The sequence below is a fragment of the Candidatus Neomarinimicrobiota bacterium genome (assembly GCA_021157965.1).
Classification (GTDB): Bacteria; Fidelibacterota; Fidelibacteria; order Fidelibacterales; family Fidelibacteraceae; genus Fidelibacter.
The window spans coordinates 1-13,879 of the sequence record JAGGVO010000058.1; the positions used below are offsets into that span (position 1 = coordinate 1).

Consider the following 13,879-nt stretch of genomic DNA (forward strand, 5'->3'; position numbering starts at 1 on the left):
GGAATCACTACCTTGGAAGGTGAAAAACGAGTGTCGTCGGTGTTGGGTTTGAAAGAGAGTCCCAAAATGGCAACCACTTTCCCTTTCAGGTCCGGTATAAGCTCTTTCAACCGGTCCACGACCAGGGCTTTCTGGTATTCATTGGCTTCGACGACGGACTCAACAATGCGGGTCCGGATACCGGATTCCTTAAAGATTTCCACCAGGGCCATGGTATCTTTGGGGAAACAGCTTCCGCCGTAACCGGGGCCCGGATGGAGAAATTTTGGACTGATCCGCCCGTCCTGTCCCATAGCTTCCGCCACCACATGCACATCGGCTCCTACCTTGTCGCATAAGTTGGCTATTTCATTGATAAATGTAATTTTTGTGGCAAGAAAAGCATTGGAAGCATATTTAATCAATTCAGCGGATTCAATATTGGTTTCCACATAGGGAGTTTTCCGCAGATAGAGAACCTTGTACACTTCTTTCATGATCTCCGTGGCTTCAGGATTGCTGCTTCCAATCACCACCCGGTCCGGATGGAGGAAATCGCCGACAGCAGAGCCTTCCCTGAGGAATTCAGGATTGGAAACCACATCGAAAGAGGCATCCTGTCCTGCCAGTTCTTGAATCAGTTCATAGACCTTCCGGCCCGTGCCCACCGGAACAGTTGATTTATTCACAAAAACCTTATAGCCATCCAGATTTTTAGCAAAAACGGTTGCCACGGCCCAAACAGCCCTCAAATCCGCTTCGCCTCCTTCACCGGGCGGTGTGCCGACGGCAGAAAAAATCACATCCGAATCCCGGATGGCTTTATCGATATCCGTGGAAAAACGGAGTCTGCCCGCCTTTACGTTCCGGTCCACCACTTCTTTCAAACCCGGTTCGTAAATCGGGATTTCACCCTTTTTCAGCAGTTCAATCTTCTCCTTGTCAATATCCACACAGACAACATAATTACCAAAATCTGCCAGTCCGGTGCCGGATACGAGGCCTACATATCCCGTTCCAACTATACATATTCGCTTCACTTCAACCTCCGCTTAATTCTCTTACAACTTTGAAATATAATGAGAAACATATTGAATTCAAAGACTCCTTGTTATTCCGATCCTGCAGTTTTCCGGATAACCCATTCCGATGTGAGCAGGATCAACAGCAGGATGATCCACACCAAATCCCTTCTGAAATCCACATGAATAACGTGACGTTTATATTCTTCGTCAAAATCCAGAAATTGTTCCCCCTGTTTCCATTGTGAAAGATGCAGAGCATGTCCCTTTTTATCATCGGCCCATTCCCGCAAAGTTTTCATATCACAGCCTGTCATCAGCCGTTCAGGATTCAAGGTGCTTACCGGCAACCTCAGGGAATCGGTACCGGCCTTTCCCCCCTGAAAATAGATTTCCAGGATTGCCTTATAAACACCGGGATCCAGTCCGGGCAGTGAGACATAAGTAACGGGCTGATCAAGAGTAACCAGGGATGAATTCCACACAAGGGAGCCGGTGCTGTCGGCCAGGGAAACCCTGCCGGAAGCCGCACCCGGGGAGACATCAGGCCCTTTGATCACGGGAATTTCTGCAGATATACCGGCATAGAGGGGATTCCGGGGCAATTCAAGCCAGGCCCAATCCTGCCGGGGAGCCATGAGAAAACGGGCGATGTTGGCAATAAGCCGGCTCCAGGCACCCACCCGTTCCGTGCCATATCCTGCCCAGGCCCAGCGCCAGAAACCACATCCGTTGAAAATGATGTAACGACTTCCGGCAAGATAAGCCATGACCACGGTCTTTTTTTCGTCATCTGTAAGGACGGGAACTCCTTCGGCATCCGGAAAAGCCGTAACAGGAGGAAACCGGGACCAGATTTCCCGGTTAAGCACCGGACGATCATTCAGATGGGTCAGGGAAAGGGGATTTACCACCTGGAAGCCGGAAACGTCCACACCCTTTTCTCCATTGCATCCCCGGACCTGTATTGCCGGAACATGTGAATATTTTCCGGGAGATTCGTGGGGGCCCAGCAGCAATAAATCAGGTGATTCATCCGGATGTTCTTTTTCCCAGGTTTCCGAGGTGTAAAAGGCCGGTTTTTCTGCAAGGTGAAGATGATAACGGATAAAGCTCACATCAGGGTCCGGTGGACTGATAATCACCACAGCTGCTTGTCTCGAACGAACCGAAAGGCGGGTATATCCTTTAACCGGTAAATTCTTTCCGCTTTGATCCCTGAAATGGAGGGTAAGAGCTATATAGCCTTTATTAGCAGGTACCAAAGTGAAGCTCACATCCCTGGCCGAGGCCGGTTCAAATGCGAGGGAACGGCTTTCAGCCAGACTTTGATGATCGCCAAAAAGTTCGAAAAAACCTTCAGCTGTTTCTTCACCTTCATAGGTAATGCGGGCATTGATCCGGGTTGAATCCCCGGCCACCGCCTGCTGCGGAAGTTCCCAAAACAACACGGTAAAGCGTCCAAATGAAACCGTATCCCCCACACCTATAACCAGCCAGGTAAGATCCCGGGGAAAGGTTATTTGTTTTGTTTCCAGGCCTTTCACATTCTGACCATCGGTAAGAAATACAAGTTGGTCAGGTGTACTCCCATAATGATCCAGAGATGATGAAATCAGGGATTCAAAATCCGTGACAGGCTCATTTAAATCATTATAAACGGGCATGGACCTGAGTTTTTTCCCCGATTCACCTCCGCCGAAACAGACTATTCTTGTTTCATTTTCCAACCGTCGGGTCAGTGGATGCTGATAGAAATCCTCAAGGGATTCCCGGGTCCAGGCCGAATCCATGCTTGCAGACAGATCAAAAAGTATCAGGGTTTGGGGAGATTGATTCCGCCAGCGGGTAAAATCCAGGCGCAGGTCACAAATCATGGCTAAAAGAACAAGCAAAGCCAGGGTGCGGAAGGTAATTAAAACAATCCGGAGCTTTCGGGATATTCGTGAACGGAATAAGGTAAAGAAAAGCCACAAACAATAAAAGAACACCAGGAGGATGGATCCTGTCAGGCTCCAGGCATTCAGCGTTAAAGATCCGTTATCCAGTATGGGAATGATCATAGATCCTGAGGTTGGGGATCGCAGGCACGTTTAAACCCGAGGTCCACCCTTTTTCATAGTAAAGAGCGCCTGCAGCGGCAATCATGGCTGCGTTATCCGTGCAGTATTTCAACGGTGGATAATAAAGACGGATACCCATCTTCCGTTCCAGTTCTTTCAGGCGTTTTCGCAGTAAACGGTTTGCTGCCACACCGCCGGCCAGGATGACATTCTTATGGCCGGTTTTCAAAACAGCCCGGCGAACCTTCTCTTCCAGAACATCCACTACCGAAGCCTGAAAACCGGCTGCAATATCGGCAATTTCCTGTTTTGAGAAGGATTTTTTTGTTTTGGTATAATTCAACACGGCGGTTTTCAATCCGCTGAAGCTGAAATCAAGGGATTTTTTATCCAGGTAAGACCGGGGAAAAATCACGGCTTCAGGGTCTCCCTTTTCCGACAGGCGGTCAATCATAGGTCCTCCGGGATAGCCGATATTCAGCAAACGGGCGACTTTATCAAAGGATTCCCCCGCCGCATCATCCAGGGTTTGTCCCAGGATGGTAAAATCCCGGATTCCCCGGACATCGATCAACATGGTATGGCCGCCGGAAACCAGCAAACTCAGCATGGGCGGTTTCAATGCGGGAAATTCCAGAAAGGGGGCATACAGGTGTGCTTCCACATGATTCACGGCAATCAGGGGCTTATCCAGGGCAATCGCCAGTCCCTTGGCAAAATTGAGTCCTACAAGCAAAGCCCCCATGAGTCCGGGTCCATACGTAACGGCAATAGCATCCACATCCGCCGGTGTGAGCCCTTCCGACTCTGCAAACGCCTTATCCACCACCCGGGAGATAGCCGTTTCGTGTTCACGGCTAGCCAGTTCAGGCACTACGCCCCCGTATTCCTGATGAATCAGTTGAGAATATATTATATGGGAAAGGACATCAAAACCCCGCAGCAAAGCCACACTGGTTTCATCACAAGAGGATTCAATCCCCAGAATCAGGGGGTTTTTATTTTCTGACAATAACCACCTCAATGCGTGCCGGTTGTAAATCTTTCCAGTTCAGAATCTTTTCAGGTATCTTAACCTCTGGCTGATAATAGATTTTAGAAGGAATCCACTTTTTGGCATAGTCAAAAATCACCTGAATGCTGTCACTGTTCAGGGATTGGATGTATTCATTACTTCCCACAACGGTCAGATCAACGGAGGAAGGAACAAAACTGACCGTTATATTATCAGGAACGTTTCGTGCCTGAACCGGCAAACCCGTAAAGGTTCTTTCTCCGATGCTTTCCACCCGAAAAGTCACATTGACTGTATTCTGACTCAGGCTGATGAATGAGGGTTCAGGATTCACTAATTCCACATTCAGAATGATTTCACGATTAATGTTTCCGGGTTTCACATGCCGGGTTTCAATAGCTGTAAGGGGTTGTATTCTGGATTTGGGACCCGTAGCAATGACCGTGCCGGGCTCAATAAACGGTTCCCGGGAAAAGAGATATCCCGGAGCCGGTTCCGCCGAATAATTAAGTTTCACCGGAAGTTCCCGGCTGATCTTATCGTCAATCAGGATTGTAAACGTATCCGGGTATACCACTTCCAGAAATTCCATATCTCCCCGGGAATAATCCACGCGGTTCGGATATTTCTGATAATATTCATTCAGGGATACGTGATAACGTTTCTGAATATTGGCCACATCCAGAATCAAAGAGGGCTCCTTGAAAATATTTGCCGTCAGTATGGCCCTTCCCTTCCCTTTGAACCGGACTACAGCCGTCGAAGGAATCTTGTTTTTCAGGGTTTTATTTTCCCGGGGTTCATACACCGTGATGGGAATTTCCATGTTCACGGTATATTCTTTATTATTCACGATTACAAACCAGACCAACACTGCCAGGAAAAAGGAAATGAGCCAGGTCAGGGACTTTTTAACGTTCAGTTTTTTCATTGCAGGATAAAATTACATGATTCGCAATTTGTTTCCAACCATAACCGACAAATACAAAAAAGGCGGTTCAAAACCGCCTTTTTTGATATGTCACACGCCGGGAAATTATTCTTTTTTTCCTGCGGCTTCTTTTTCAACATCTTCTTCAGCTATCTCCTTGGCGTCCGCCGCCTTGGATTCAACAGCCTCTTCTTTCTTATCTTCAACCTTATCTTCAACCTTGTCTGCCGCTTCAGATGTCTCTTCAGCAGGTGCTTCTTCCGGTTGATCGCTTTCTTTATCAGCCTTCTTTTCTGCCTTTTTCGGGCTTTTCTTTTTGGATTCCGCCTTTTTCTTGGCAGGTTTTTCTTTTTCTTCCGCTTCGGCTATCTTCTCTTCAGTTTGCAGTTTGTTCAGGATATCTTCAGGGATTTCGATTTTCTGCGTGGCATTTTCCTGGCTTGAAATGACTTTTGCGATCTCTTTTTCCTCTTCGTTCATGATCAGATCATCACGGGACAGGATGACTTTCCGTTCATCCCGGTCTACCTTTTCAACCCGGAGTTCCACGTCTTCCCCGACCTTTACGGCCTTCGTATAGTTTTTCCGGTCTTTCTTGCTCATATCACCCATGGGAATGAGTCCTTCAACATTCTCTTCAAGCTGCACAATCACGCCTTTTTCCAGAATCTTCAGGACTTCTCCTTTGGCCATGGAACCGGGTTTGTATTTTTCCTCGATGACATCCCAGGGATTGGCTTCAAGCTGTTTGATGCCCAGTGAAATTTTTCGGCTGCCTGTATTCACTTCCAGGATAACCACTTCCACTTCCTGCCCTTTCTGAAGGACTTCTTTGGGATGGCGGATTTTCCGGGTCCAGGAAAGGTCGGACACATGGACCAGGCCGTCAATACCTTCTTCCAGTTCCACAAAAGCACCGAACTGAGTCAGATTCCGGACAACACCCTTCACCTGCATCCCTTCCGTGTACCGCTGTTCAATAGATTCCCACGGATCGGGCTGAAGCTGTTTTACACCTAAGGATATTTTCCGCTCTTCAGAATCAATGGAGAGCACCTTTGCTTCGATTTCATCATTCAGACTGAACAACTCGGAGGGATGTTTAATATGTTGTGTCCAACTTAACTCACTAATATGGATGAGTCCTTCAACACCCTTTTCCAACTCTACAAAAATCCCGTAATTGGTAATGGAAACGGCTCTTCCCTTCACAACGGAACCAATGGGATAGCGCTGTTCGATCTCATCCCACGGATGGGGTGTCAGCTGCTTAAGTCCCAAAGAAACCCGCTGTTTTTCCGTATCGTAATCTATCACCTTCACTTCAATGATATCATCCACTTTCACCATTTCGGAAGGATGGTTGATGCGTCCCCAGGACATATCCGTAATGTGAAGCAGTCCGTCCACACCGCCCAGGTCCACAAAAACACCAAAATCGGTAATATTCTTGACACGGCCTTTCAATACCTGATCCACCTGGATCTGGCTTAAAAGTTCTTCCCGTTTCTCTTTCAGGGCTTCTTCCTTGATTTCCTTGTGGCTGACGACGATATTTTTCCGTGCTTCGTTCAGCTTCACAATTTTGAAATCCATGGTTTTTCCGATATATGCATCAAAATCGGTAATGGGGCGCACGTCGATCTGGGATCCGGGGAGAAAAGCTTCCACACCGTTCAGATCTACAACCATACCGCCTTTAATCCGTTTGATAATCTTACCTTCAATAATGTCGTTGTCGGCATACTTCTGTTTGAGTACTTCCCAGGATTTAAGAAAATCGGCTTTCTTTTTCGATAAAACCAGTTGACCGTGCTGATCTTCGATTTTATCGACATAGATCTCAATTTGTTCACCGACTTCAGGGATATTGTCTCCGAATTCTTCCAGGGGAATCATGCCTTCGGATTTGAATCCAATATCCACCACCACATCTTTTTCACCCACACGGATTACATGTCCCATAACCCGCTTGTCGTCGTTAAATTTCTTCAGAGTCCGGTTATAGAGGGTTTCAAGTTCCTCGTCGATCTCTTCTTTTTCTTCATTGATTTCTTCCACCTGGTCCCGTGTGACTTTTTTAATCATATCATAGGGATCCGCGATTGATTTTTTTTCTGCCTCAGCAATCACGGGCTCCTGAGGGTTTTCAGTTTCAACCTGCTCAACGGTTTTTTCTTCCGTCATCAAAGACTCCTTCATCGTATCATTGGGGTTTGATTCGACCTTATCAATAATCCTCTGGACCTGCTGGTCGATTGTCAGATCCGAGGTGTTTATTTCAATAGCATCATCTGCTTTTTTCAGGGGGGATTGATCCCGGGAGGAATCCATCCGGTCCCGCATGTCAATCTGATGCATCACATCATCCAGTGACAGTTTTTCTCCTTTTTCAGTCTGCTCTTTCAGGCGTCTTTCCGCCCTTACACGTATATCGGCCACCAGGAAAAATTTATAATCGGCATCGGGAAAGACCACCGTCCCGATATCCCGTCCGTCCACCACACAATCCTGTTTCCGACCGATTTCCCGCTGAAGGCAAACCATCTTTTTCCGGACCGCTTTCATGGCGCTTACGGGACTCACAGCTTCGGTGACATCGGAAAGGCGGATCCGGTCTGTCACATCTTTTCCGTTGAGAAAAACCCGGTCACCATTCATATCCACCTGAAGTGAATCTAAAAGATCTTCCACCGCTTTGCTGTCCTGCGGATCAAGACCGGCTTCCAAAACACCCAGAGTAATCGCACGGTACATGGCTCCTGTATCCAGGCGTGCCATACCCAAACGCCGGGCTACCTCCCGGGCTGTTGTTGTTTTTCCCGATCCGGCCGGACCGTCAATCGCAATGATCATGTCCTCTCCGCTTTATCTTATTAAGTTAGGACGAACCCTGCATATATCAAAGGATTTTCAGCTATCGGCAGGGGATAAAAAGGACCTTATCAAAGATTGATCCATGGGATCAAAAAAGACAGGGCGGACCCTGTCTTTCTGAATTATTCATATTCTCACGCCGGACTTATTTAAGGCCGTACATGGTGTACTTGCCTTTGATCTCCGTCATCAGTTTATCTTCACGAAGCAGCCAGCCGAGAGCCATGAGGACCATGTCTTTCTTTTCTCCTGTTTCCTTCACCAGGGCACTTACGGATTTCGGCCCTCCGGAAGACAGTGTCTCCCACACCTTACCGGCAAGATTTCCTACCTGATTTTCCATACACACACTCCTTTTTTTGGATTTCGGCGAATCTAAAATCTTTTTAAAAAGAAAACAAGACCATCCGATACCTCTCCACCTCATCCCCCATAATTCTGTTTTATATACGACAGGCTATTTGTAAACTTTCGAACATGAAAAAAGAGAGCAGAAAACGGAGCTTACAACTTACTTCAGGCATTTTGATTTCCGGTATTGCCATTTATTATTCAATCAAGGGACTGGATTGGGAGTCGGTCCGGCGCGGATTTGCCACAGTAAATCTGTGGTGGTATCTGGCGGCAACCCTTCTGATAATTCTCACGGTATGGATCCGGGCATACAGATGGACTTTTTTTCTGAAGAATCACAGGCCCCTCTCCCTTTACACACTGCATAAAGGGGTCATGATCGGATATTTCGGTAACAACGTCCTTCCTTTCCGCCTGGGGGAACTGCTCCGAGCCTATTCCACATCAATGCTGACCGGCATCAGTACACCTCATTTGTTTTCAACCATTGTCCTGGAGCGGATTGTGGATGCTTTTAGTTTCTTCTTTTTCCTTTTGGGAATTTCTCTCATATCTCCCATGCCTGAATGGGCCGGAAACACCCGCCTGGTATTAGCTCTGGTACTGGTGGTTATATTGGTGATCTTTGCTGTATATTACTTTTTCCACCGGAAAATCTCCCGGTATATAGACACGAAAAAAGGTCGCCTGTGGGATATTGTCCGACATATTCATTCAGGATTGTGTGTAGTATTTGACATGAAATACAGGCTTTATGTTTTCATTCTGAGCCTTGTATTGTGGGCCATTTATGGTGCCGAATTCTGGATCGGCTTTAAAATGTTCGGGATGGAACTGGGAGTGCTGCCGGCTGCCGTTTTACTTGCCACTTCATCTTTTGCAATCAGTGTGCCTTCCGTTCCGGGATACGTGGGAACCTATCATGTGGCAATCGTACAGGCCCTGATGATTTACGGTATAGAAAAATCCTCTGCCTTTACCTACGCCGTTGTCCTCCATCTTGTGGGATTTATATCCCTGACTCTTCTGGGATTTATCTTCTACCTGCAAACCCACCTGTCTGTTACCTCCGTCACAAAAGAATCGGGGACAATAAAAAAACTTTCCAACACATGATAATATAATTAATTTATCTTTGATGTAAACAACATGAAGGGACAGGATGAATCAAAACAATCACTACATGCCATATAACGAAGAAGAGGAAGAAATTAATATTAAGGAAATTTTCCAGATCCTATTAAAAGGGAAATGGATCATTCTTTTATCTTTTATCCTTGTGATGGCCGTGACGATTTGGTATACCTTTAACAAGACACCTATTTATGAAGCATCCACCCAAATACTGATTGGTGCGGCCGGCAATCAGACAGCCGCTATTTTTGATATTATGACCCCCCTGGGGAATTCCCAGATGGAAATCAACAACGAAGTGGAAATTCTCAAATCCCGGAGCCTGGCTGAAAACACAATAGCAAACCTGATGGAAAATTATTCTCCCGATTCTTTATACATCCTGGGAAAAGGGCAGGAAGAAAAGGTGGAATCCTTTTTCAATCAGGCAAAAAAGTGGATACTGCTACTCGGGAACAAAGATGCGGAAACCGAAGAATGGGTATCCACCAGGGAAGATACCATTCGGGCCCTGGCCTATACCCTTCAGGAAGCCATCACCATCACCCCGGAACGGAACTCCCAAACGATTCGTATATCCATCAAATCACCGGACCCCGAAGAAGCAGCCCTGATTGCTAATACTTTTGCCTACGAATATTACAAGCAGGATCTGGAACGGTCCAGAGGGGCCATGTCCGAAGTAAAATCCTTCATCCAGGAACAGCTGGAACAGGTTGAAGTGCGCTTGCGCGCAAGTGAGGATTCCCTCCGGGCATTCCAACAGCGGGAAGGTGTTGTCAACCTCGATGAAACTTCGAAAAATCTGCTGGATCAGCTATCAAATTTTGAATCCGAATATTACAGTGCCATGGCGGAACTCGAAATCAACGAGCACCAGCTGAATTATCTGACCAATGAACTGGCTGCCAAGGAAAAGGATTTATTAAACAATTTTATTCAGACGGCCAATCCCCTCATCCTGGAGCTTCAGATAAAGATCGCCAAACTGGAAGCATCCGTTGTGGAAGCTATCGCCAAAGGCATTGACGAAAACGCACCTCAGATTCAAACCATCAAGATTCAGATGGACAAAATGAAAGACCGTTTGAACGAAGAGACGCGTATGCTCATCAGCCGCGGATATATTCCCGGTCCCAACGATCCGTTGAGTATTAATCAAAACATGCTTGAGGATGTGATCAGGCTTCGTTTGGAACAAATTTTTCACCAGAGTAAAGCCAAGGAATTTAAGAAACTGGTGGACTATTACAATGAAGAACTGCAGAAATTGCCCCAGGTTATTATCACATTCATGCGTCTGGAACGGGAAAGACTTGTAAACGAAAACATTTACATGCTGATGAAAAATAAATATGAAGAATCCCGGATTACTGAAGCAAGTCAGATCAGCAACGTGTATGTAATTGACCAATCGGTGCCGCCAATATATCCTGTATCCCCCAAGAAAAAACTGAATGTTCTGCTGGGCGGATTATTAGGACTCGGGCTGGGTATCGGTATCATATTCCTCAAGGAAACCCTTGACAACACGGTGAAGACTAAAGAAGATCTGGTTAAGAAGGGAATCACCACACTGGCTGTAATACCTAAAATTGATGAAATCAAAGCTGCAAAACGGGCACGATCGGCGACCAATACGGAAATCTCTAAATATCAGTCCCGGCTTATCACCCATTTTGATCCCAAATCCCCGGTTTCGGAAGCATACCGCTCCATGCGGACCAATATTGAGCTGTCCAGTGTGGATAAATCTATCAAGTCTGTTGTAATCACATCTGCCGGTCCCGGTGAAGGAAAATCCACAACCATTGCCAATCTGGCCATAGCTTTTGCCCAATTGGATCAGAAGACGCTTCTGGTGGATACGGATATGCGCCGTCCGGTATTACAGAAGGTTTTTCAGGTGCCCAGGGTTCCCGGGATAAGTGATATCATTACGGGGTCGAATACCCTTGAAGAATGTATTCATGAAACCAGTGTAGAAAATCTTTACATTTTACCTTCGGGAAATCTGCCGCCTAATCCTTCCGAAATGCTGGGCTCCAAAAAAATGCGGGAGATATATCAGAATCTGATCGGGCACTATGACAAAGTCTTTTTCGATGCACCACCTATTATAGCCGTCACGGATGCTTCACTGCTGGCAAAACTCTGCGACGGCATGGTCATTGTGGTGAAAAGCGGGGCAACACACAATGAAGCACTGGATCAGGTACAAAACATTGTTCAGCAGATCAAACTGCCTATGCTTGGGGCGGTTATCAATGCCATAACCCCAAAACACATGAAAAGCGGAAGTTATTATTACTATTACCGGTACATGAATTATCAATATAAATAGAAGCATATAAAGAACACAAGGCCCCGGTAACGGGGCTTTTTTTCCTGTACATTTTGTGAAAAAAACGCAGTACGCATAAACATATGAGGATAAAATGACACGCATGATTGCACAGCGTATGGGGATAGTGTCCGAAAAAATACAACGATCCGATGTAATGCATTTCATCAGTGAAAACGGGATTCGGCGCCTGACATTTCATTATGCCGGTCTGGATGGAAAGCTGAAAGATCTGATTATCCCCCTCCATTCCCGTGAGTATACGGAACGGATATTATCGGCAGGTGAGCGGGTAGATGGTTCCAGCCTTTTCAAAGGGATGGTACCTGCAACAGGATCAGACCTTTACGTGGTTCCATATTATTCATCTGCCTTTATCAGTCCTTTCGATTCTGAAAGTCTGGATTTCATGTGCCGTTTTGTAGACAGAGATTATAACAGAACAACATTTTGTCCCGATAATTTGCTGCATACTTTGTATCAAAAACTAAAAGATGAGGAGAATTACGAATTATGGGCACATGGAGAACTGGAGTTTTATCTTTTAGGAGACCGTAATAGTATACACTACGAAGCGCCTCCCCAGTCAGGATATCACGCATCAGCACCTTTTAGTCCATTTCAGGACGTATTGCGGGAGATGGTACAGACGACCAGTGATATTACGGGGCTGGTAAAATACGGGCATTCTGAAGTGGGGATGATTTCACGTTTGGAAAGTGCAGATCCCTGTATTAACGGGAAATTTGCCGTCCAGTACGAAATAGAGATGTTGCCGGCTCCGGTTACCCGGGCTGCCGACACCATGCTTCTGGCAAAATGGGTGGTTAGAAATGTAGCATACAAGCATGGTTTATTAGCCACCTTTGCACCGAAGATCAGTGACGAAAATGCGGGGACTGGCATGCATTTTCATCTGGAAATGATCCGTGACGGTGTAAACCGAACCCGGACGGACAGGGGATTATCCGATCTTGCCCGGCAATGCATTGGAGGATTATGTGATTATGCGCCTACACTCACTGCATTTGGAAACACAATTCCCTCCAGTTATTTCAGGCTCGTACCTCACCAGGAAGCGCCAACACAAATTTACTGGAGTGATTTAAACCGTTCCGCCCTGATCCGGGTCCCTCTGGGATGGCCTGAAGGCGAGGATATGGCGCCTTTGGTTAATCCCCATCTTCAGGAGCATTATCAGACAAGATACATTCGCCAGACCTTTGAAATCCGGAGTCCGGATGGTTCAGCCTTTATCCATTTGCTTCTGGCGGGAATCACCCATGCCATCCACACCACCTTTTCAGATCCGGATAAATACCTAAAAATAGCCGAAAGTCATTATGTGAATCCCGGGCAAACGGGAGACCCCGAGCGTTTTCAATCTCTGCCCGGTACCTGTCATGAAGCGGCCGAATATTTGCAAGCTGAGCGAGAACGGTATGCCGGAGCATTTCCTGAAGAAGTGCTGGATTGGGTCGTTGGTTATTTGCGATCACATAATGACGGCATCTTGCAGAGAGAGTTGAAACAATTATCACCACGTGAGCAGGTGATAAAGCGTTTGGAAATCATGCATCGATATTTCCATATACAGTAAGAGAAAAAACAGGTGGAAATAAAAAAAGCCCCGCGATTGCGGGGCTTTTTATAAGGTTTCCGGCGACGTCTTACTCTCCCACCCCGTTGCCAGGGCAGTACCATCAGCTCTGTAAGGCTTAACTTCTCTGTTCGGAATGGGAAGAGGTGTTTCCCCTACGATATAATCGCCCGGAAATATAAATTTAAGGGTGAACAACAGATGCTGCAGCTACCGACTGAAAAAATTAAAAGATTGACAAAGTCAAACGAGTAATTAGTACCACTCGACTAAACTCATTACTGAGCTTACATCTGTGGCCTATCAACCTTGTCGTCTACAAGGACTCTTCAGGGAAATCTTGTCTTGAGGTGAGTTTCGCACTTATATGCTTTCAGTGCTTATCTCATCCGAACGTAGCTACTCAGCGATACCACTGACGTGATAACTGATACACTAGAGGTTCGTCCACTTCGGTCCTCTCGTACTAGAAGCAGCTCCTCTCAAATTTCCTACGCCCACGGCGGATAGGGACCGAACTGTCTCACGACGTTCTGAACCCAGCTCGCGTGCCACTTTAA

At 46.5% G+C, this 13,879-nt stretch carries 9 protein-coding genes and 2 rRNA genes; 3 read left to right on the top strand and 8 right to left on the bottom strand.

Annotated elements, in window-relative coordinates:
- From J7K63_09365 to J7K63_09390, 6 genes are all read right to left on the bottom strand, one after another.
- Window positions 1-1,019 (bottom strand): UDP-glucose/GDP-mannose dehydrogenase family protein (locus J7K63_09365; protein ID MCD6235230.1); only part of this gene is annotated, 1,019 nt, incomplete at its 3' end.
- Window positions 1,020-1,090: 71 nt separating this feature from the next.
- Window positions 1,091-3,064 carry a hypothetical protein gene (locus tag J7K63_09370; GenBank protein MCD6235231.1) on the bottom strand — a complete coding sequence of 658 codons (1,974 nt, stop codon included), beginning with the start codon at window positions 3,062-3,064 and terminating at the stop codon, window positions 1,091-1,093.
- Window positions 3,042-4,055 (bottom strand): tRNA (adenosine(37)-N6)-threonylcarbamoyltransferase complex transferase subunit TsaD, encoded by a 1,014-nt coding sequence (gene tsaD, locus J7K63_09375; protein ID MCD6235232.1) that lies wholly within the window; start codon window positions 4,053-4,055, stop codon window positions 3,042-3,044. The genes J7K63_09370 and tsaD overlap by 23 nt, the downstream gene beginning before the upstream one ends.
- 7 nt (window positions 4,056-4,062) lie before the next feature.
- Complete coding sequence (locus tag J7K63_09380; protein ID MCD6235233.1) at window positions 4,063-5,010, bottom strand: hypothetical protein; 948 nt, start codon at window positions 5,008-5,010, stop codon at window positions 4,063-4,065.
- A gap of 105 nt (window positions 5,011-5,115) precedes the next feature.
- Window positions 5,116-7,866, bottom strand: a complete 2,751-nt coding sequence (gene rpsA, locus J7K63_09385; GenBank protein ID MCD6235234.1) for a 30S ribosomal protein S1 — start codon at window positions 7,864-7,866, stop codon at window positions 5,116-5,118.
- A 166-nt stretch (window positions 7,867-8,032) separates the two neighbouring features.
- On the bottom strand, window positions 8,033-8,230 hold the full coding sequence (locus tag J7K63_09390) for a winged helix-turn-helix domain-containing protein (GenBank protein MCD6235235.1): 198 nt from the start codon (window positions 8,228-8,230) through the stop codon (window positions 8,033-8,035).
- Window positions 8,231-8,364: 134 nt separating this feature from the next.
- Here J7K63_09390 and J7K63_09395 point away from each other — a divergent pair, with 134 nt between their 5' ends.
- From J7K63_09395 to J7K63_09405, 3 genes are all read left to right on the top strand, one after another.
- Complete coding sequence (locus tag J7K63_09395; GenBank protein MCD6235236.1) at window positions 8,365-9,357, top strand: flippase-like domain-containing protein; 993 nt, start codon at window positions 8,365-8,367, stop codon at window positions 9,355-9,357.
- A gap of 46 nt (window positions 9,358-9,403) precedes the next feature.
- Complete coding sequence (locus J7K63_09400) at window positions 9,404-11,719, top strand: polysaccharide biosynthesis tyrosine autokinase (GenBank protein MCD6235237.1); 2,316 nt, start codon at window positions 9,404-9,406, stop codon at window positions 11,717-11,719.
- A gap of 94 nt (window positions 11,720-11,813) precedes the next feature.
- Window positions 11,814-13,319: a glutamine synthetase gene (locus J7K63_09405; GenBank protein ID MCD6235238.1), complete on the top strand. Its 1,506-nt coding sequence runs from the start codon at window positions 11,814-11,816 to the stop codon at window positions 13,317-13,319.
- Between the two features lie 57 nt (window positions 13,320-13,376).
- Here J7K63_09405 and rrf read toward each other — a convergent pair.
- Both rrf and J7K63_09415 read right to left on the bottom strand, forming a co-directional pair.
- Window positions 13,377-13,493, bottom strand: a 5S ribosomal RNA gene (rrf, locus tag J7K63_09410).
- A 60-nt stretch (window positions 13,494-13,553) separates the two neighbouring features.
- Window positions 13,554-13,879: ribosomal RNA gene (locus J7K63_09415) — 23S ribosomal RNA — on the bottom strand; the annotation flags it as partial.

What these genes read in the sequence shown, in the direction of transcription:
- J7K63_09370 (MCD6235231.1), bottom strand. Translation starts at nt 3,064, where the DNA reads ATGATCATTCCCATACTGGATAACGGATCTTTAACGCTGAATGCCTGG.
- J7K63_09395 (MCD6235236.1), top strand. Translation starts at nt 8,365, where the DNA reads ATGAAAAAAGAGAGCAGAAAACGGAGCTTACAACTTACTTCAGGCATT.
- J7K63_09380 (MCD6235233.1), bottom strand. Translation starts at nt 5,010, where the DNA reads ATGAAAAAACTGAACGTTAAAAAGTCCCTGACCTGGCTCATTTCCTTT.
- rpsA (MCD6235234.1), bottom strand. Translation starts at nt 7,866, where the DNA reads ATGATCATTGCGATTGACGGTCCGGCCGGATCGGGAAAAACAACAACA.
- J7K63_09390 (MCD6235235.1), bottom strand. Translation starts at nt 8,230, where the DNA reads ATGGAAAATCAGGTAGGAAATCTTGCCGGTAAGGTGTGGGAGACACTG.
- J7K63_09405 (MCD6235238.1), top strand. Translation starts at nt 11,814, where the DNA reads ATGACACGCATGATTGCACAGCGTATGGGGATAGTGTCCGAAAAAATA.
- J7K63_09400 (MCD6235237.1), top strand. Translation starts at nt 9,404, where the DNA reads ATGAATCAAAACAATCACTACATGCCATATAACGAAGAAGAGGAAGAA.